This window comes from Streptomyces mirabilis, assembly GCF_018310535.1.
Taxonomy (GTDB): Bacteria; Actinomycetota; Actinomycetes; order Streptomycetales; family Streptomycetaceae; genus Streptomyces.
The window spans coordinates 8,967,240-8,985,605 of record NZ_CP074102.1 but is presented as its reverse complement, the minus strand read 5'-3'; the positions used below and the strand labels follow the sequence as shown (position 1 = coordinate 8,985,605).

General features: G+C 68.3%; 13 protein-coding genes and 5 pseudogenes. 9 read left to right on the top strand and 9 right to left on the bottom strand.

Translation table 11 applies throughout. The annotated features are described in order from the left end of the window. Positions 1 to 50: 50 nt before the first annotated feature. Positions 51 to 425 carry a VOC family protein gene (locus tag SMIR_RS40050; RefSeq protein WP_212728498.1) on the bottom strand — a complete coding sequence of 125 codons (375 nt, stop codon included), beginning with the start codon at positions 423 to 425 and terminating at the stop codon, positions 51 to 53. Positions 426 to 950: 525 nt separating this feature from the next. On the opposite strand from SMIR_RS40050, the pseudogene SMIR_RS44060 reads away from it, so the two are divergent. The 3 genes and pseudogenes from SMIR_RS44060 to SMIR_RS40040 all read left to right on the top strand — a co-directional run. After that, a pseudogene (locus SMIR_RS44060) lies at positions 951 to 1,067 on the top strand (IS5 family transposase); the annotation flags it as partial. 43 nt (positions 1,068 to 1,110) lie between these two features. Next, positions 1,111 to 1,743 (top strand): IS5 family transposase, encoded by a 633-nt coding sequence (locus SMIR_RS44055; protein ID WP_349636931.1) that lies wholly within the window; start codon positions 1,111 to 1,113, stop codon positions 1,741 to 1,743. A 59-nt stretch (positions 1,744 to 1,802) separates the two neighbouring features. Continuing rightward, a complete protein-coding gene (locus tag SMIR_RS40040) occupies positions 1,803 to 2,147 on the top strand; it encodes a hypothetical protein (RefSeq protein WP_168486692.1) in 345 nt (114 codons plus the stop codon). 9 nt (positions 2,148 to 2,156) lie between these two features. On the opposite strand, the gene SMIR_RS40035 is transcribed toward SMIR_RS40040, so the two are convergent. The 5 genes and pseudogenes from SMIR_RS40035 to SMIR_RS40015 form a co-directional block, all read right to left on the bottom strand. After that, on the bottom strand, positions 2,157 to 2,702 hold the full coding sequence (locus SMIR_RS40035; RefSeq protein WP_212728115.1) for a hypothetical protein: 546 nt from the start codon (positions 2,700 to 2,702) through the stop codon (positions 2,157 to 2,159). Positions 2,703 to 2,890: 188 nt separating this feature from the next. Beyond that, positions 2,891 to 4,489, bottom strand: a complete 1,599-nt coding sequence (locus tag SMIR_RS44730) for a serine/threonine protein kinase (RefSeq protein ID WP_349636920.1) — start codon at positions 4,487 to 4,489, stop codon at positions 2,891 to 2,893. A gap of 541 nt (positions 4,490 to 5,030) precedes the next feature. Then, the gene (gene tnpB / locus SMIR_RS40025) at positions 5,031 to 6,341 is read right to left on the bottom strand and encodes an IS607 family element RNA-guided endonuclease TnpB (RefSeq protein ID WP_249938582.1); all 1,311 of its coding nucleotides are present in this window, start codon (positions 6,339 to 6,341) and stop codon (positions 5,031 to 5,033) included. Between the two features lie 34 nt (positions 6,342 to 6,375). Further along, positions 6,376 to 6,921, bottom strand: a pseudogene (locus tag SMIR_RS40020) (IS607 family transposase); the annotation flags it as partial. Between the two features lie 133 nt (positions 6,922 to 7,054). Then, the gene (locus tag SMIR_RS40015) at positions 7,055 to 7,564 is read right to left on the bottom strand and encodes a DinB family protein (RefSeq protein WP_212728189.1); all 510 of its coding nucleotides are present in this window, start codon (positions 7,562 to 7,564) and stop codon (positions 7,055 to 7,057) included. Positions 7,565 to 7,838: 274 nt separating this feature from the next. On the opposite strand from SMIR_RS40015, the gene cpt reads away from it, so the two are divergent. Beyond that, on the top strand, positions 7,839 to 8,369 hold the full coding sequence (cpt, locus tag SMIR_RS40010) for a chloramphenicol phosphotransferase CPT (protein ID WP_168499318.1): 531 nt from the start codon (positions 7,839 to 7,841) through the stop codon (positions 8,367 to 8,369). Between the two features lie 45 nt (positions 8,370 to 8,414). Here cpt and SMIR_RS40005 read toward each other — a convergent pair. Together SMIR_RS40005 and SMIR_RS40000 are read right to left on the bottom strand one after the other, a co-directional pair. Beyond that, positions 8,415 to 9,535: pseudogene (locus SMIR_RS40005) on the bottom strand (IS630 family transposase). A 274-nt stretch (positions 9,536 to 9,809) separates the two neighbouring features. Further along, positions 9,810 to 11,187, bottom strand: a pseudogene (locus SMIR_RS40000) (IS1380 family transposase). 170 nt (positions 11,188 to 11,357) lie between these two features. Between SMIR_RS40000 and SMIR_RS45090 the strand changes: the two are divergent. The 4 genes and pseudogenes from SMIR_RS45090 to SMIR_RS39980 form a co-directional block, all read left to right on the top strand. Next, positions 11,358 to 11,564, top strand: a pseudogene (locus SMIR_RS45090) (winged helix-turn-helix domain-containing protein); the annotation flags it as partial. Positions 11,565 to 11,952: 388 nt separating this feature from the next. Beyond that, on the top strand, positions 11,953 to 12,420 hold the full coding sequence (locus tag SMIR_RS39990) for a DUF4232 domain-containing protein (protein WP_168488282.1): 468 nt from the start codon (positions 11,953 to 11,955) through the stop codon (positions 12,418 to 12,420). A 965-nt stretch (positions 12,421 to 13,385) separates the two neighbouring features. Then, positions 13,386 to 15,020: an FG-GAP-like repeat-containing protein gene (locus SMIR_RS39985; protein ID WP_248002720.1), complete on the top strand. Its 1,635-nt coding sequence runs from the start codon at positions 13,386 to 13,388 to the stop codon at positions 15,018 to 15,020. 163 nt (positions 15,021 to 15,183) lie between these two features. Beyond that, positions 15,184 to 16,209, top strand: a complete 1,026-nt coding sequence (locus SMIR_RS39980) for an IS701 family transposase (protein WP_282190284.1) — start codon at positions 15,184 to 15,186, stop codon at positions 16,207 to 16,209. Positions 16,210 to 16,485: 276 nt separating this feature from the next. Here the strand turns inward: SMIR_RS39980 and SMIR_RS39975 are convergent, their stop codons facing one another. Continuing rightward, positions 16,486 to 16,701: a hypothetical protein gene (locus SMIR_RS39975; RefSeq protein WP_212728188.1), complete on the bottom strand. Its 216-nt coding sequence runs from the start codon at positions 16,699 to 16,701 to the stop codon at positions 16,486 to 16,488. Between the two features lie 295 nt (positions 16,702 to 16,996). Between SMIR_RS39975 and SMIR_RS39970 the strand changes: the two genes are divergently transcribed. Continuing rightward, positions 16,997 to 18,199, top strand: coding sequence for an IS110 family RNA-guided transposase (locus tag SMIR_RS39970; protein ID WP_168491262.1), 1,203 nt, complete (start codon positions 16,997 to 16,999; stop codon positions 18,197 to 18,199). The last annotated feature ends 167 nt before the right edge of the window (positions 18,200 to 18,366 follow it).

Here is an 18,366-nt window from a genome sequence, read left to right as displayed (position 1 = left end):
CCGACGGCTGATCCTGACGCCGCCTCAGTGGCTGTTGTGGTCCGGTGGACTCAGTGGAGGCAGAGGCAGAACGGATGGCCGGCCGGGTCCGCGTAGACCCGCCAGTTGGCCTCCGGGCGGAGCTGGTCCGTCCGCTCCAGCATGGTCGCGCCGAGGGTGAGGGCCCGCTTCTCCTCCCCCTCGAGGTCGTCCACGTCGAAGTCCAGGTGAAGCTGCTGCGGGCGCTGCTGACCGGGCCATTCGGGCGGTCGGTAGCCGTCCACCCGCTGGCAGGCGAGCGGCGTCCCCTCGAACCCGTGCACCTCGACCCAGTCGGGATCCTCAGGGTCCGCGACCACCCGGCCGCCGAGCAGATCCGCGTAGAACTCAGCGAGCCGTACCGGATCAGCGCAGTCCAGCGCGACCGCCTGCAGCTTTCGAATCACTTCCGACACCCCTCGCTCCTCGGCCGCTTCCGCGACGTCCCCGTACGGGAGGGGTCGTACCCGCCGCCGCGGCGGGCATGCGCGGCGGTACGCCGGACCGCCACCGGGCTACACCCGAGAGGCGAGGCAGCAACGGGATCCGCCATCCGCTACGCGAACGCCGCCCGCTGGCTCCTCGTACCGGACCCCGAACAACAACCGCCCTGACCACCCACGGCGTGACAAATAGGGCACATTGCACAAACTCACATCTAAGTGGCTGTTGTCGTTCCGATCTTGAGCGGTGTTGGTCGAACGGGAGTCTCGTTCGGGTGATCGCGGCGAGTGTCGGGCATGGAGAACAGGGCCCCTTGGTAGCTGGGGTGGTGTCTACGCCAACAAGCTGTCCAGGGAGCCCTGTTGCCGCATTTGTACGCCCTCGGGCCAGTCGGGTCCAGTTCGGTCACCCCGTCGTGTGACTGCCTCGCGCACCGGTTCGGGAACGCCGCGGACAACGGCACGCGCGAGCGGCGCTATCCCACTGACATGACGGACGCGGAGTGGGCCGTAGTCCGTCCGCTGCTGCCGGTGCCGGGCTGGCTGCAGGGACGCGGCGGCCAGCCGGAGGCGTACTGCCACCGGGCGATGTTGGACGCGGTGCGCTACCTGGTCGACAACGGAACCAAATGGCGGGCGATGCCGTCCGATTTCCCGCCGTGGGACCGGGGTCTACGCCTTCTTCCGCCGCTGGCGCGACCACGGCCTGGTCACCGAGTTCCACGACCGGCTGCGCGGCAGGGTCCGCGAAAAGGCGGGCCGGGATCCGGAGCCGAGCGCGGGCGTGATCGACTCCCAGTCGGTCAAGGCGGACGCAGTCGTCGGCGCCGACAGCCGCGGCTTCGACGGCGGAAAGCTGATCAACGGCCGCAAGCGCCACGCCGTCGTTGACACCCTCGGCCTGCTACTCGCCGTGCAGGTCACCCCCGCGGACACCGGCGACCGCGCCGCCGCGCAGACCCTGCTCGCGCGGGTCGTCGACGCGCACCATCGGTTGGAGCTGGTCTGGGCTGATGGCGGCTACACCGGCAGCCTGATCAAGCGCTGCCTGACCGCGCTTGCTCTGGTCATCGCGGTCGTCAAACGCAGTGACGACATGCGCGGTTTCGTGGTCCTGCCCAAGCGGTGGATCGTCGAGCGGTTCTTCGCCCACCTGATGCGCACCCGCCGCCTGGTGCGTGACTTCGAGCGCCGCACCTCCAGCGCCGAAGCGATGATCTACTGGTCGATGACCCTGCTCATGACCCGCCGCCTTGCCCGGCCACGCCCCTCGCGGGTGTGAACCCCTCCGGCGCCGGGGCTTTTGGCACAGGCCAGGTGGGCACCTGAGATCATTCGCACATGAGCTACGACCTGGCCGTGTGGGATGGAGAGCTGCCGCGCGGCGACGAAGCCGGCGCTGTCTTCGACGCGCTTTACGAGCGCTACCTCGATTCTGAAGACGTGATCGCCGAGCTCTCGCCGCGCATCGAGACCTATGTCGAGGCACTCGTCGAGCGGTATCCAGATGATGTCGCCGGCAGTCCCTGGGCGTCACCGCCCGTCATGGGCGAGGCATCGGGCCCGATCGTCTATCTGCTCATGTCCTATAGCAGAGCGGAGGAAGTCTCCGAGTATGCGGCTGCCCTGGCACGCGAGCACGGGCTCGTCTGCTACGACCCCCAGGGAGAAACCCTGCGGGTCTGAGGTCGCCGTTCACAGTCCCTCGCCTTGTCCGGCCACGGCCTGCGAGAGCGTGAACCGACCCGGCACCGGCTCGACCAGCCACCCCCGGGCCACCATCCGCTTCGCCTTCGACCGCAACGCTTCCACCTTTGCCGGCACGACCTCCAGGCCGAAGCAGACGGCCATCTCCTGGCAGGAAAGCGAACCCTGACCAAGTCGGTCGCGGTCGGCAAGGACTCGCAGGATGCGTTGGTAGTCCACCGACAGCGCCGACCAGGCCAGCCCCGCACGCCACATCGGCACCATCGACTTCGACTTCGCTGGTTCCAAAGCCCCTGCGGGCAACGGCTGTTCACCGCCATTCGGCAGGTCCAAAGCGATATCAGGACCGGCGACGTCACCCTCGCCTGGGGCCAGTACCTCGCGGACACGCAAGCGAGCGATGACCCACTCGTTCCAATCGTGCTCGGCCACGGACAACTCGGCCTGGATCCGATCGGCCTCCTCCCGCAGTTCGTCCACACGACGGCGAGCGGCGCACTCGCGCTGTTCCAGCAGTCCAACGACCGACGGCATTCCTGACCTCCACTGGAGCGACGACACAACAGGTCACCACTGCAACGGAACCGCCGCCCCCATGCCTGACCAGCGGAAATGCAGTCCTCAAGCTCGGAAAGACAACGGCTTCTAAGCACCGCATGCACCGCACCCCCCGGCCTGCCCGAGGATCGGCGCAAGCTGAGGCAACCAACCCTCTCCCCTGCTCACGCACGCAGGGACAGCCGGACACGGCCAGACTCAACAGATGCAGCTACGTTGACGTCCGGATGTGCACGGACTGCCTGCACGTCTTTGGCGTAGACCCCCTCGACCCCCAAGACGGCCGCTGCCCCAACGGCTGCGCCCGGCTCCCCCTTGAGCGGGCGTGGCTGGCCTCGCTGTAACGAGCCCCCAAACACACGCTGAGCAGGTGCTCGGTCAGGCGCCGACGTGTTCGGTGAGGCAGACATACTTGGGGACTCCTGGTCGCCGAGGCTGCTGTAGTCCAGAACGGCGGGGTAGGTCAGGCGGGTTCCGGGGTACAGGGCTGTGCAGTGCTGCTCGTGTCGTAAAAGACGATCGCGCCCCCCAGCGCATCCCGGTGCCGGAGGGGCCGCCAGGTCGGCGCCGCACTGGTAGCCGGGTGCGTTCATCAGCAGCACGGCGTCACGAGAGGTGTCGCTGGCGCTGCCGGTCCAGGCCACGCAGTAGAAAACACCTGGATCTCCGCCGGTGGACGGCTCGGAGATGATGTTCACCCTCTGCAGGGCGGGCGGGCCACCGCACAGGCTGTTGATGTCCTTGACGTAGTACGGGGACCCGACGGCGCAGATGTCCTTCTTGGACTCGCAGACCGCCGTGCCCGTGGACATCTTGTAGGTGACTGGCAGGCACGTGGCAGACACGGTCGCCGCCGGGGTCTTCTTCTCTTGCCCGGCTTTCGGGGCGCCTGCTGTAGGGGAGGCGGTCGCCGCTCCCTGAGAGGCGATCACCGCTCCGGAACGTTGGCCGGGGGAGACCGTGGCGGAGGCCGTCGTGCCCGCCCCGGCCCGCGTGGTGCCCCGCTGCCCGTCCCGGTTCTGTTCTGCGATCAGGTAGGTGCTGGCGGCGGCCACGGCGAACCCGGTGACAGCAGCCGCGGCAACGAGTCCGGAGCGACGGCGGGCGAACCGGCGCCGGGCCAGGGTCCAGGCCGGGTCGTCCTCGGCCGCCGGTAGACCCTCCCACCCGGCCGCCACCAGGTCACCCGCCAGGGTCGGCGCCGCGGCCCCCGGCTGCAGGACCTGAGTGCTCTGGGCGGCGAGAAGCACTGTGCATTGCCCGGCCAGCGCCGCGGCCGTAGGCCGCTCCTCAGGGGTTTTGGCCAGTGCGGACGTCACCAGGGCCAGGAGGTCGTCGGGGATCCCGGCCAGGTCGGGGTCGCCGGACATCACCCGGGCCGCGACCGCGTCCGGTGCACCGGTTCCGAACGGCAGCCGTCCGGTGGCGGCGTAGGCGACCAGTGCTCCCCAGGCGAAGACGTCCCCGGCCGAACCTGTAGCGCCGGTGCGGTAGCCCTCCGGGCTGATCCAGCCCGCGGTGCCGGTCATCACGCCGGTCCGGGTCACCGAGGTGCCGTCCAGGGCGTGGGCGATGCCGAAGTCCAGCACCCGTGGTCCGTCCGGTGCCAGGATGACGTTCCCCGGCTTCACATCGCGGTGCACCACCCCGGCTGCGTGGACGGCTGCCAGCGCGGCCGCGGTCCCGACCGCCAGCGCGTACAGCCGTGCCCCGGACAGCGGGCCGTGCGCGGCGATGTGCTCGCCGAGCGTGAGGCCGGGCACGTACGCGGTGGCCAGCCAGGGAACATCCGCGCCGGGGTCGCGGCAAGCAGGGGCACCAGACAGGGCCCCGTGACCCGCCGGGACACCTCGACTTCCCGCTTGAACCGCGCCCGGAACTCCTCGTCGCCGGCCTGCGCCGGGTGGACGACCTTGACCGCCACCCGCCGCCCGCCGGGATCCAGGGCCGCATGCACCGTTCCCATACCGCCCGAACCCAGCTGGCCGATGACCCGGTACGGGCCGATCCGGCCCGGATCGCCAGGCCGCGCAGGATGAACACGCATGGACAACAACGCCGTTGCTTCGAGTCTCAGCGACTCTCAGTATTCCGGGTGTTTCCGCCCGGAAGGTTCGTGACGGTGTCACCAGAGCGCGAGTTGCTCGCGCCTGGTGTCCTGTCGACGATCTCTCGTTTCCGTCCCCTGGCGGGGTGTTGCGCCAGCTGCCCGCGTGCCGGTCCCCTTGCGGGTTCGGGCGGTGCGGGTCTTCTGGTTGGCTCCACGAGGCTTCGGCACCACCACCAGGGGGCCCGGGTCTCCGGTCACTCCGGTACCCGTTTTACCGTTGGCCGCCGCGAGGGCGGCCAGGTTGTGGCCTGCGTTCGCGTCCGGTCCAGGACGAGTCCGCAGGCGTCGCACTCGAAGACGCGCACGCCGAGGGGCAGTTTGGCTTTCACCACACCGCAGCGGGAGCAGGTCTTCGAGGAGGGCATCCAACGGTCGGCGACGACAAGACGTCCACCGTGGCGCTGGGTCTTGTAGGTGAGCTGGCGCCGCAGTTCCCCGAACGCCGCGTCGGAGATACGGCGGGACAGACGCCGGTTGCGGACCATGCCTTTCACGTTGAGGTCCTCGACCACGACGGTGCCGTACTCGGCGGGGATACGCGCCGTGGCCTGGTGGAGATGGTTCTCCCGCAGGTTCGCCACCCGGTGGTGCACCCGGTTACGGACCGCGTTGGCTTTCTCCCAGCGACGGGACGGGGCCTGTCCGGTGCGCCGGTTGGGGCCGCGTCGGCGGGAGACGGTCCGGGAGGCCTTCCAGAGCTGCGTGAGTGCCTGGTCGTAGTGTTTGGGGTTCGCGACCTCGCGGACCTCGCCGGCCGAGTCCGCCATGACAAGGAGAGTCTTGACGCCGAGGTCGATCCCGACCGCCGTGCCGGGCGGATGGCAGGAGCGATGGTGTGGCGTTCCTCGGTCTGCAGGACCGCGAACCAGCGGCCCCGCTCGAACCGCACCGTCACCGACAGAATCCGCCTCCCGCCTTCGGCGATCGCGTCCACGAGGGGCTGGACGTCCTGTGGAGGCGGATCCGCCGAGGCGGGGCAGGACGATATGCCGCCGGTCATCGAGGCGGATGGTGCCGGTGGTGAACTTGCACGCCGGACGAGCCTTCCGCTTCGACTTGAAACGGGGTCTGCCCATCCGGGCGCCCTTGCGCTCGCCGCGCCGGGACTTGGCGTAGTTGTCGAACGCGGCGGCAGCGTTCGCGAGGCCGGTGTTGTAGGCCTCCTTCGAGTTCTGTGCCCACCACTCCCGCAGGAACGGGTCGGTGTGTTTGGCCTCGTTGAACGCCTTCCGCAACGACGGCAGCGACCACGACCGCCACGCAACGCGCTCTGCCTCGGGGACGCCGTAGGTCTCCTCCGCTGCGCGCTGCGACCAACTCGCCAGCACATGCCGCACCGCCCAGTTGTAGGCGACCCGCGCCGCCCCGCAATGCGAGGCCAGAGCCTGCAGGGCGGACGCGTTGGGATCGAGGGCGAGCCTGTGGCCCACGACGTGGAAGCCGGGCCGCGCCTCGAACCCCCGGCGCTTCTTCTTCCCGTTCCCGGCAGGCTCCGCCCCGCTCACCCGGTCGTCTCCGCCGCCGGGGGGTGGCCTCGGCGATAGCGCGTGCGGCCCGGTTCTTCGCCGCTCGCTGCCCATACAGTCGGGCACACATCGAGGTGAGGACTTCGGTGATGTCCCGGACCAGGTCGCTGGTCGTCTCCTGCGGATCGAGTACCACCAGCGCCGGCCGGAAGCCGACAGTGCCGATTCCAGCTGCTCGACACCGAAACGGGCCAGCCGGTCGCGATGCTCCACGACGATGACGGCAACGGCCGGGTCCGACAGGACACGGTGCAGCTTTGCGCCGATTCCCGTTCAATCCCGACCCGACCTCGGTCACAACCTCGGCAACGGCGAGCCCCAGCCCGCCTGCTCCCTGGACGACACGGGAGACCTGCCGGTCAAGATCCGCCTTCTGGTCGCCGGACGAAACACGGCAGTACGCCACCGTCCGCCCAACGACCTCGGGAGCGGACTCTTCGACCAGCCACATACCGGACGGCGTCTGCACGACAGGGACCGGCATACGCCCCTCCTTCGCCCAGGCCCACGCGGTCTGGTAGTGCACGCCGTTGCGCGCCGCCCACTCGGAAAGCTTCACGCAACCATGATAAAGACTGATGAAGGCAGATAACTACTGATGAAAAATGCGACTGTTGTTCACCCCTCCTTCCAGCCGCGCGGGCGATTCTCTGGAATGGATCAGCAATGGGAGACCGGTGGCTCCTGCGGACTCAGGCGCCCACAGTCCCGTCGACACCCTCACGCAGAAAGTCCGCGTGCCCGTTGTGGCGGCCGTACTCCAGGAGCACGTGCACCATCACCATCCGCAGCGATACCTCCTCACCCCATCTTGGCTGATACCCGGCCTGGTCCAGGGACTCGGCCTCCCGCTCGATACGGCGGGAGTTCTCCACCTCGGCCTCCCAGGCTACGAACGCCTCGTCCCTGGTCGACGCGCTCGCGTCGTAGGCCGCCTGGAAGTCGATCTTGTCGGACCAGACCATGGGAGCGTCGTTGTCCTCGAACACTCGACGGAACCAAGCACACTCCACCTCCGCCATGTGCCGCACCAGACCGAGTAGCGAAAGCGTGGACGGCGGCATCGACTGCTGCCGCAATTCCTCGTCGGTAAGCCCTTCGCACTTCATGGCGAGGGTCGCGCGATGGTAGTCGAGAAAAGCCCGCAGCACGTCGCGTTCGCTTCCAAAACTGGGCGGTCCTATGCGATTGTCGCTGGTCACTGGCCGCGCTCCTTATCTGTGCCTGCATTCAGGGCCAGAATCTACTCCCGTCGGCTGTCCCCATACGAGGCCCGTCAACCGGACCTGACTGTCACCACGAAGGGCGCCGGTCACAGGAATCAGCAAGGCTCATCGGTCACCCGCAGCCGCAACTACCCCTTGGAATCGATCATCTAGTGCTCTGACCGGGAAGGTTCACCGGGTTGTAGGAGGCGGCAGCGTTCGCGGAAATCCGTTTCGGGGGTTGCTGCGGTGCCTCTACTGTGGCGCGGTGATGACTGAGGTGATCGTTCTCAACGGTGGTTCCAGCTCCGGGAAGTCCGGGATCGCCCGGTGTCTGCAGGCGGTCCTGCCGGATCCGTGGCTGGCTCTCGGGACCGACACGCTGGTTGACGCGATGCCAGCGTCCATGCAGGCGTCGGATGCGGGGATCGAGTTCGCTCCGGACGGAGAGGTGGTCGTCGGGCCGGAGTTCCGGACGCTGGAAGCGGCATGGATCGAGGGAGTCGCCGCGATGGCCCGTGCGGGCGCCCGGGTCATCGTCGATGAGGTCTTCCTCGGCGGAGCGGACTCGCAGCAGCGGTGGCAGAAGACTTTGCGTGACCTGCGGGTGCTGTGGGTCGGCGTCCGGTGTGACAGTGCGGTTGCCGCAGGCCGTGAGGTCGCACGAGGCGATCGGGTCATCGGGATGGCCGTGTCCCAGGCGGATGTGGTCCACCGAGGCGTGGTCTATGACCTGGAGGTGGACACCACGCATGCCGAGTCGATGGAGTGCGCACGGGCCATCGCCGCACGTGTCAGGTGATCGACAGCGCGGCTGTCTGCCGCTATGACCGGGGCGCCGTGACGATCAGGCCGCTGGGGCCAGGGGCCGTCCTCCCCAGCGGATGCCCTTCTCGCTGCGGATCCGGGAGCGTTCGCGGCGTTGGGCGGCCAGCACGTCGGGGTGGCGGGCATGGGTGTTGCGCCAGCGCAGGTAACGGTGCAGCTCGCGGGTCTGGACGGTGTGGTTGGGGTGGTGGGAGTTGGCAAGGGTGAACTGCCGCAGCGGTCCGAAGTGCGCTTCGATCGGGTTGGCCCAGGAGGCGTTGGTCGGGGTGAAGCACAGTTCGACCTTGTTCTTCTTCGCCCAGCGGCGGATCTTGTTGCCCGTGTGGGCGGAGAGGTTGTCCAGGATGATGTAGATCGGGGCGCCGTCGGGGGGGCTGCCCGGATCGACTTCAGGGCCGTGAGGGTGTTGGCCGTGCCTTTGCGGCGGCGGTTGACGCCCCACAGGGTGTCGTCACCGACGGAGTAGCAGCCGTGGAAATAGGTGACGCCGTGGGCGCGGTGGTAAGTCGCCGGCAGCCGGTCGGGCCGGCTGCGTTGGGCCCAGCAGGATCCTGCGGTGGGCCGGATGCCCAGCGGGCCGAACTCATCGAAGGCGAACGTGCGGTCCGGGAAGTGCTCCAGGACGTGCTCGATCCGGTCGAGCTTGGCGTCGCGGGCGGGGTCGGTTGACTCCTTCCACGTCTTGGTGCGCTGGAAGGTGACCCCGCGGCGGGCCAGTAGCATTCGCAGAGCCTCACGGCCGATGCGGATCACCCTGCCGTGGACTTTGCGCAGATAGGCGGCGAGTTTGCGGATGGACCAGCGGGTGAAGGGCTGGTCGAGTGTGCGGGGGCGGGTGGTGGCCGTCTGGATGACGAAGTCCTCGTCGTCAGGGCTGAGCAGGCGGGGACGGCCTCCCGCCCACTGAGGGTCCAAGCAGGCCAGGCCGATCTCGTTGAACCGGTGGATCACATCGCGCACCGTGTCCTCGTCGGCTTGGATCAGCTGGGCGATCACCGGAACCCGGTTACCTCCGGCCGAGGCCAGGATCATCATCGCGCGCCGGTAGCGCACCGTACTGGTGCTGCCCCGGCGCACAATCTGCTGAAGCCTCTGCCCTTCCTGGTCGGTCAGTCTGCGGACCTTGACCGGCTCTGCCACCGCGCCTCCACGCACCAGATTGGATGTCGGCACACATCCAACCGCGCGCAAGTCCCGCACCGCGAACGGCAACCCGGTGAACCTTCGCGGTCAGAGCACTAGCCTCGATCGTTCATGAGTCCCCGTGAGTTTGCTGGCGGGAACTCTGCGTTCGTCGGGTGCGGTCTTTTCGGGGCTGGGGCAGGCTGAGGGCCCGGCTGTCGGGTCGGGTGGGCGCCGGGTACCACTTCACCGGTGTGGTGGTGCGGGTTGTTGGGACGGTCGAAGTGGCTGGTCAGCCCGGGTTCGGCAGAGCGTGGAGCCTGTTGATTGCCGTGGGTGATGACGTCGGTCCAGGGCCATCGGGCGGACAGGCGGAGCCAGCGCCGACGGCCGGTGTTCACGAGGTGGGCGGCGGCGGAGAACAGCCGCAGACGGAGTCTCTTGGGCTCCCAGAGCCGGGCCTGGCCATTCAGTGCAAGCATCGGCATCCAGGCCAGCAGGTCGAGTGCGATCTGAACGATCTCCAGCCAGACCCTGTTTTGCGCGGTGTCGTGCAGGGGCAGGTTCCGCAGGCCGGTCGCGCGGGCAGCCCGGACGCGGTCCTCGGCCCGTGCCCGCAGGCGGTGGCGGAGTTCGAGCTCGGCGATGGGCCGGCCGGTGGTGTTGGTGGCGAAGCACGTGATCCGCATGCCGTCGGCATCCGTGATCCTCAACTGGGCGCCGGGGTGCGGTCGTTCCTTCCGGACGATCAGCCGCATGCCCTTCGGCCAGCCGTCGAGCATGCCGCCGGTGAGTTCGGCCACCCAGGCCCCGTCGCGGATCTCTCCGTCGGGCTCGACGGCCGGCGTCCATGCCGCGAGCGGCACCTTGAGTACGGCCTGGTGAATTGCGTCGGTGATGGTCATGCCGACCGAATACGACAGCCACCGTCCGCGTTTCGCGAGCCAGGCCACGAACTCGTGGGTGCCGCCCGCGGAGTCGGTGCGGATCAGCGTCCGGCGCCCGCGCCGATAGGACTTGGGCAGCTGGGCCAGGGCCAGTTGGGTGGTCGTGATGTGATCGGCGGCGGTGTTGCTGCCGGCGTTTCCGGGTCTGAGCAGACCGGCCACAGGCTCGCCGGACCCGCCCGTCCCGTGGTCGACGAAGCCCATCAGCGGGTGGTGGCCGAAGGTCTTCTTCCAGGTCGCAGCCGTGTCTTCCTTGTCGGAGTGCGCGATCACCAGGACGCCGTCCAGGTCCACGGTCACAGAACCGGTCGCATCCGGCGCCGTCTACCCGGCCAACTTCCATACATGTTGACGCACTTGGGACCGGGCACTGCGGATCGCGTTCAGGGCGCGTTGGCCGCCCGCTGCGAGCGTGTCGATCAGCCGGGAGACTGTCGGGTCCGAGGCCACCGGCCCGAACACGGCCGGCTCGGCCCGCAGCATGCCGATGTCGGCCAGGCAGTCGCCACCGAGGGCGACCGCGAGCGCCACATCCAGCAGGATCTTGCCGGGATCGTGCACCGCCCGCGGCTTGCGCCAGGGTGCCAGAGCCGCCGATATCGCAGTATCCAGGCCCGTCTTGCGGACTGTCTCCACCAGCAGCACGGTCCCGGCCTGCGAGACCACTCCACGACCGCTGCCCTCAACGCGGACACGCGGGTACGACCCGATATGCTTCTTCACCTGAGAAGTGCTTCTTTCCACGGCACGATCTGGACCCTCGACAAGTCCTATCGTTCCAGGTCAGGAGCACTTCTCGCGTTTGTGATCAAGCCTCGGACAGACCACCTCGTGAAAGCCCGAGGTTAGGTTGGCCGGCGGTCCGCACCGCCCGGGCCGAAGTACGCGAACACGTCTGGTCCGGTGGTCGGCATGTTCTGGCCTCCAAGGGTCCTGGCGGTGCCCGCTGCAAGCTCGATCCGGGACAACTGCGCGTTCTGGAAACGGCGTTGGATGCCGGTCCGGCCGCCTTCGGCTGGAGTGACCAGTGCTGGACGCCAGCCCGGATCGCCGAGATCGTGCGCCGCCGGTTCGGCGTCGAGTACACCCTGGCCGGGCTCACTCGGCCGAGAGGTCTGGCCGCTATTGCGTGAATCCCCAAGGGATTGTGCGATGCGGGAGCGCTTCTCGCGGGCACTGCCCTGTCATGGGGGCCGTGGTGGTCGGAAGATGGCTCAGGCATGGGCGTGGGGAATCAGCCTTGGGAACCTTCCGGGAGGCGTGTGCATCTCCCTGTCCGGGAGTCGGAAGCGGGGGCACACGGCCTTTGCAGGGGTGCTCCGCCAGGGGGATGTACTCATGGCACGGCGAACAGCGGCAGTCTGCGCGATCAGCCTGGGGGTGGTTGTGGCTGCTGCAGCCTGCGGTCCAGAACACCGTGTTGCCGCGCAGCCGACCACCGGGCCGTCACGGACAACGGCGCCGACCGTCGAACCGTCACAGACGACCGTGTCGCCCTCGACCTCGGCAGGCGTCCGACCAGGTGCCGCATGCGGCACCAAGCAGCTGCGATGGAGACTGACGCGCCTCGCCGACAAGTCGAGCAAGGCGCCGACGGCCCTGCTGAGCGCGACCAACACCAGCACCGCGTCCTGCGCCTTCAACGGCTATCCGGAGCTTCACGCTTACGCGGGCAAAGGGCCGGCCGTCTGGTCGGAGCCGAAAGCGAAGGCGCCGGTCCGCCTGATGCTGGATCCCGGCAACGCGGTCGACTTCCCGCTCTTCTACCCTGCGTCCCCTGCCCCTGACGGTTCCTGCTCCATACCGGTCGACGACGACCCACGCATCGAGGTGGTGCCGCCGCACCCCGCGCCCACCGACTATGGCGCTACCGTGCAGATCACCGACCCACACGGCCGGAATGTGACCCCGGTGTTCTGCGACACCGTTCACCTCGGCGCACCCCGACTGCGGTAGACGGCGCACGGTACAGCGCCCCGCCCCGGCATTGCGTTCTCGCCGGTTGGTCGGTGCCGAGCCAGTGGGGAGGGCCCGCCGTACGGCTGTCATCCCACGCCCGGACATATAGGCGTACATATGTTCGAGGATTGTGCGATCATGGCAACGGCGACCGCTGACCACGGTCGACTGGATGCCGCCTCACGGGCGGCACGGGGGAACGCATCGGGGGGTGCGCTGTGAGCTGGGCTGGATTACAGGGGCGTCGACTCCTGTCCGCAGGTGATGGCCTGTTTGTCGGCCGACCCGCGCCGGGCCGGCTACCGAGCCCGTCGCCTGCCGGGGCGCCCTGTGGGCGCAGAGGGCAACCGGCACCGGGTGCCGATACCGCATCCGTCGGGGGCCCGGGCCGGACATCCGAATACTCACTGCCGTCTTGTGCGGCCGCACCCTCGCCTCCGCGGTGTCGACAGTGACTGCACAGGGCGCCTGGACCATGATCACGATCAGTCGCCCCCGCTGAAGCGCCGACACCCGGAAAGCCGCCGTCAGTGCGGAGGTCCCCAGCCCGCGTCGCCGCACGGCAACGGCGGGCCTGGCCGCCGCTCGCAATCCGTGGCGACGGACTGAACTTCCCCCAGGCAATGACCCGGCCTCGCACTCTGCGTCGGCCGTCAACCGCTTGCGTGGCCCCGGCTCATCGAGCCCTGAGGCCTGCCTGACCTGGAGCAATTAAGTTGCTTAATACACGAATAGGCTTGGGGGGTGTGTTCGCACTGTGCGCCGCGCTTCTGCTGGGCAACGCCGCTGCGGCCCGAGCTGTCACACCGACCCCGGCCCCCACCAGACATGTGACGGCCCAGTCGACACGCACCGGCAAGACAACCGCCGCCGCGAGTCCCTCGGCGTCCGTCGCACCATCATCGGCCGGCAACAGAACGTGGACGGTCCAGGACGCCGTCCGGTTCTGGACGCCCCAGCGCATGGCCTCGGCCACCGACCCCTCGGGCCGCATCGCGCAGCCGCAGGGCTGGAAGGCACCGCGCGGGAAGCGATCCGTCGCCACCAGGATCACCGGCGAGCACTTCGACGGCGTCAAATCCGTCGGCACGCTCTTCAGTACCACAAGTGACATGAAGGCCCATAACTGCACAGCCAGCGTGGTACGCAGCCCAGGGCGCAACCTCATCCTCACCGCCGGTCACTGCCTCGGCCACAACGCGGCGTTCGTGCCCAAGTACGACCACACCAAGTCGGCGGGCGACCAGCCGTACGGAATCTGGCCGGTCGACGAGTGGTTCCGCGACTCGCAGTACGCCTCGGACCGGAGCGCCAACTCCGACCTGGACTTCGCCTTCGCGAGCCTCAAGGAGAACGGCGGGCGGAAGGTCCAGGACCTCGTGGGCGCCAACACCCTGGCCCGAACGTCGGGCTTCGTCAACCAGGTGACTGTCATCGGCTATCCCATGGTCAAGTACGACTCGCAGGACCGCGCCTTCCGCTGCCCCAACGTCGGGACGACACCACTGCCGGCCTACAACCAGATGCAGATCGACTGCGCCGGTATGTGGGGCGGGGTCTCCGGCGGACCGTGGTTCTCCAAGTTCGACTCCTCGGGCGAAACCGGCGAGATCATCGGCAATGTGGGCGGCTTCCTGCAGGGCGGCCCCGATGTGAAGACCGACAACCCGCTGTACAACCGGATCACCTACAGCCCCCTGCACGGCGACCGGTTCTTCCAGCTCTACGACGATGCCCAGAAGGGCCTGCACACCGACCACGGCCCGTACCACCAGCCGCCCCTGCCCTACTCCATGGGCAGTGGCACGACGTGGGAGCACGCCAAGCTCATGGCCGCCGGCGACTTCAACGGCGCCGGCCACAGCGACCTGATCGTGGTGTGGACCGACGGCGAGGTGACCCTCTACACCAATGACGGCAACGGTCACTTCATCACAGAGCGCCAGTTGCTGGCCCCCAACTCGACCTGGACCCACGCGGAGACCATGACCGCGGGCGACTTCACCGGGTCGAACCGGTTCGACCTGCTCGTCCGCTGGTCCGATGGCGAGGTGACCCTCTACGGCGATGTCGGCACCAACGGTCTCACCGTCGCCGGCACCCAGATGATCGGCCCCAACTCGACGTGGCAGCACGCCACCCAGATCGCCGCGGGCCGTTTCAACGCCTCGGCCTATGTCACGGACTTGATGGTGCGCTGGTCCGACGGCGAACTCACCCTCTACACCAATGTGGGCGCCGGAGGCTTCGGGCAGGAACACAAGCTCCAAGACCCCAACTCCACCTGGCAGAACGCCACACTGCTCACCAGTGGCGAGTTCTCCGGCAACCAGAAGTGGGACCTGATGGTGCAGTGGTCGGACGGCGAACTCGACAACTACGTCGGCACCACCACCTCCGCCCTCGGCACCGAGGCACGCATCCAGAACCCCAACGGGCTGTGGACCCACAACACGGTGATGACGACCGGCAACTTCACCACCAACCACCGCACCGACGACCTCGTCATCCGCTGGTCCGACGGCGAGACGACGATGTACGTCGACACTGGGATGAGCACCCTCGGCACCGAACAGAACCTGGTTTCCCACGCCTGAGCTCGGAGGGTCGTGGTCGTGATGCAGAACGGGCAGGCCGATCACCTGCTCGTTCTGCACCGGTGGGGTCTTCGAACTTGAGCGGTGCAGCCGTACCTACGTTGACTGACTGTCACAGGCTGTGATCGGCAGTGCAGTTGTCGCCCCTGGATGAAGGACGCCCGTGGTCCTGGTTGATCATTTCTGTTCTCTACGCAGAAGGATCACCGGGGAGCCACGGGCTTGGTCAACGATACGACGTTGCTGCTGGACCTCGACGGGGTGTCCGTCATACACGTTGAGCGGCTTGCACTGCGGACTGACCGGAGATGTCCGCAACTGTCAGACCATGGTCATGCTCACCTACGCCACCGCCGCCGGACACGCCTTCATCGACCGCCCCCTGTACCTGCCCGAGGAATGGACCGAGGACCGTGAGCGGTGCCGGGCGGCTGGCATCCCCGACGAGGTTGACTTCGCCACCAAGCCCGAGCTGGCCATCGCCATGCTCGACGGCGCCCTGGCCGCCGGTGTCCCCTTCACCTGGATACTGGCCGATTCCGGCTACGGACGCGATCCGCAGGTGCGGGCCTGGTGCCATGACCGGGCCGTGCCCTACGTGCTCGGCGTCCCCGTCGACCTCCCGCTGGACGGCCCGCCGGGAAAATCCCGCCAACCGGCGGTGAAGCGCGCCGATGACCTGCTGCACTATGCCCGCGTCCGTGACCAGTGGGAACGCCGCTCCTGCGGCTTCGGCGCCAAGGGCGAACGGCTCCACGACTGGGCCGCGTTCACCGTCGAGGTCACGGAGGAGAAGCCGGCCGTGGGCCTCTCCCACTGGATGGTCCTGCGCAGATCCCTGCATCCCAACCGGCGCGGCAAGGACGGACAACTCCATCGCGAGATCGCCTACTTCCTCGTGCACGCACCCGCCTGCAGCACCGTTTCGGAGATCATCGCCAGGGCGGGAGGCCGTTGGCAGATCGAGGAGGACAACGAGATCAACAAGCAGCTCGTCGGCTTCGCGCAATACCAGGTCCGCAAGTGGACGCCCTGGTACCGGCATGTCACCGCCTGCATGTTGGCCACCGCCTTCCTCGCTGTCCAACGCGCCGCCTTCCCCGAACCAGAGCAGGAGAGCGACGCCGACTTGCAGCCGTCCGCCTCGGGAAAAGTCCTGGCCACGGCCGAGAGCGAGGCCACCGGCTGATCCCCGGACCGCTCCTGCGGCCCTCCGCCCACACCATCCGGCACTGCCTGGCCGCCACCCACCTCAACCCCCACCACCCCGTCGAGACCACCCTGGCCTGCCAGTTCTGGCGCCGCCTCCACCAGACCCGCGCCCTCGTCAGCCAATACCGCCGCCGGGGCGATCCCCTCCCGCGCCACCTACGCCCCTGGGCCAAGCACCAGCCGATCCCGCCGATTACAGACCCTCAAGATCTCCGGCTGTAGTACAAGCAGCGCAGCACGGTCCCGCGGTGCATCAATCATCGACCCGGTCCGGGTCGATTGTGCTGGCATGCACGGGCGTGGTAGGCGTCGGCGTGCCGGCGGGTTGCTGCCGCCCGTCCTTGTCACGCCCGCCGAGCCACAGCGCCTTCGGCTCAAAGCCATCCTGGCTCACTGCGCTGACCTCGATGCCTTCATCGGCCACGTTCGTGCCTTCGGTCAGAAGCTCACCGAGCGCCGGGGCAAACACCTGCCACAGTGGCTCCGGCGAGACGCCCCCCCCGTTATCTTCTTCGCGGTTCCGCAACGGGACCGCTGGCCTCCGGGCCCGGCATGGCTGTTCCCCCCTGTCGAACGGATGACCTGGGGGGTGGTGTCACCGGGCCCGCGAGGCGCCGTTGGAGACGCTGATGAGAGGTCCGACTACCGCCTGGCCGGGCGCAATGCCCGGCCGTTTTCGGGCGGCAGGTCTGCATAACGTGGATGCGCGTATACGACGCCGAAGCCCTGGCCAGCACCGCACGAACCCCGTTCGGGAGGACGGCTTGTACGACATCGACGACGTGGGCGTCTTCCTCGGCCTGGACGTAGGCAAGAGCGCCCATCACGGGCACGGCCTCACCCCGGCCGGCAAGAAGGTCTTCGACAAGCAGCTGCCCAACAGCGAGCCGAAGCTGCGGGCCGTCTTCGACAAGCTGGCCGCGAAGTTCGGCACCGTGCTGGTGATCGTGGACCAGCCCGCCTCGATCGGAGCCCTGCCTCTGACAGTCGCCCGGGACGCCGGCTGCAAGGTCGCCTACCTGCCCGGACTCGCGATGCGCCGGATCGCCGACCTCTACCCGGGCGAGGCGAAGACCGACGCGAAGGACGCCGCGGTCATCGCGGACGCCGCCCGGACCATGCCGCACACCCTGCGCTCGCTTGAGCTCACCGACGAGATCACCGCCGAACTGACCGTGCTGGTGGGCTTCGACCAGGACCTGGCAGCCGAGGCCACCCGCACCTCCAACCGGATACGCGGCCTGCTCACCCAGTTCCACCCCTCGCTGGAACGCGTCCTTGGCCCACGCCTGGACCACCCCGCGGTGACCTGGCTGCTGGAACGCTACGGCTCTCCGGCCGCGCTGCGAAAAGCCGGACGCCGCAAGCTCGTCGAGGTCACCAGACCCAGAGCTCCACGCATGGCCGAGCGGCTGATCGACGAGGTCTTCGATGCCCTGGACGAACAGACCGTCGTCGTTCCAGGCACGGGCACCCTCGACATCGTCATACCCTCCCTTGCCCGTTCGCTCGCCGCCGTCCATGAACAGCGACGAGCCCTTGAAGCGCAGATCAGGCAGTTGCTGGAGGCTCACCCTCTTTCCCCGGTCCTGACCTCGATGCCGGGGGTCGCGGTCAGGACCGCCGCCACCTTGCTGGTCACCGTCGGCGACGCAACCAGCTTCCCCACCGCCGCCCATCTGGCCTCCTACGCCGGCCTCGCCCCGACGACGAAGTCTTCGGGAACCTCGATCCACGGCGAACACGCGCCCAGAGGCGGCAACCGGCAGCTCAAACGGGCGATGTTCCTGTCCGCGTTCGCCGCCCTGCACGATCCCGCCTCCCGTTCCTACTACGACCGCTGCCGAGCTCGCGGAAAGACCCACACGCAGGCCCTCCTCCGCCTCGCCCGACAGCGGATCAGCGTGCTGTTCGCGATGCTCCGCGACGGCACCTTCTACGAACCCAGAACCCCACGCCTCGCTTGACGAAGGACATAGAGGCACCCCCCCGGCCTCCACGTACTCGGTGTGGGCATCGACCTGACCGCGATACGGTCATCGCCGTCCTGACTCTGCCCTGGACCCAGGCCGCGGCCTTCTTCGGGTTCTTCTCGCGCGAGCGGTGTTCCGGGCCTTGTCTGTACCGTGCGGGT

Bases quoted from the DNA above. Each gene is read 5' to 3' on its own strand.
- SMIR_RS40035 (WP_212728115.1), bottom strand. From the start codon at position 2,702: ATGCCGTCGGTCGTTGGACTGCTGGAACAGCGCGAGTGCGCCGCTCGC.
- cpt (WP_168499318.1), top strand. From the start codon at position 7,839: ATGACTGAGGTGATCGTTCTCAACGGTGGTTCCAGCTCCGGGAAGTCC.
- SMIR_RS40040 (WP_168486692.1), top strand. From the start codon at position 1,803: ATGAGCTACGACCTGGCCGTGTGGGATGGAGAGCTGCCGCGCGGCGAC.
- SMIR_RS39985 (WP_248002720.1), top strand. From the start codon at position 13,386: ATGGCCTCGGCCACCGACCCCTCGGGCCGCATCGCGCAGCCGCAGGGC.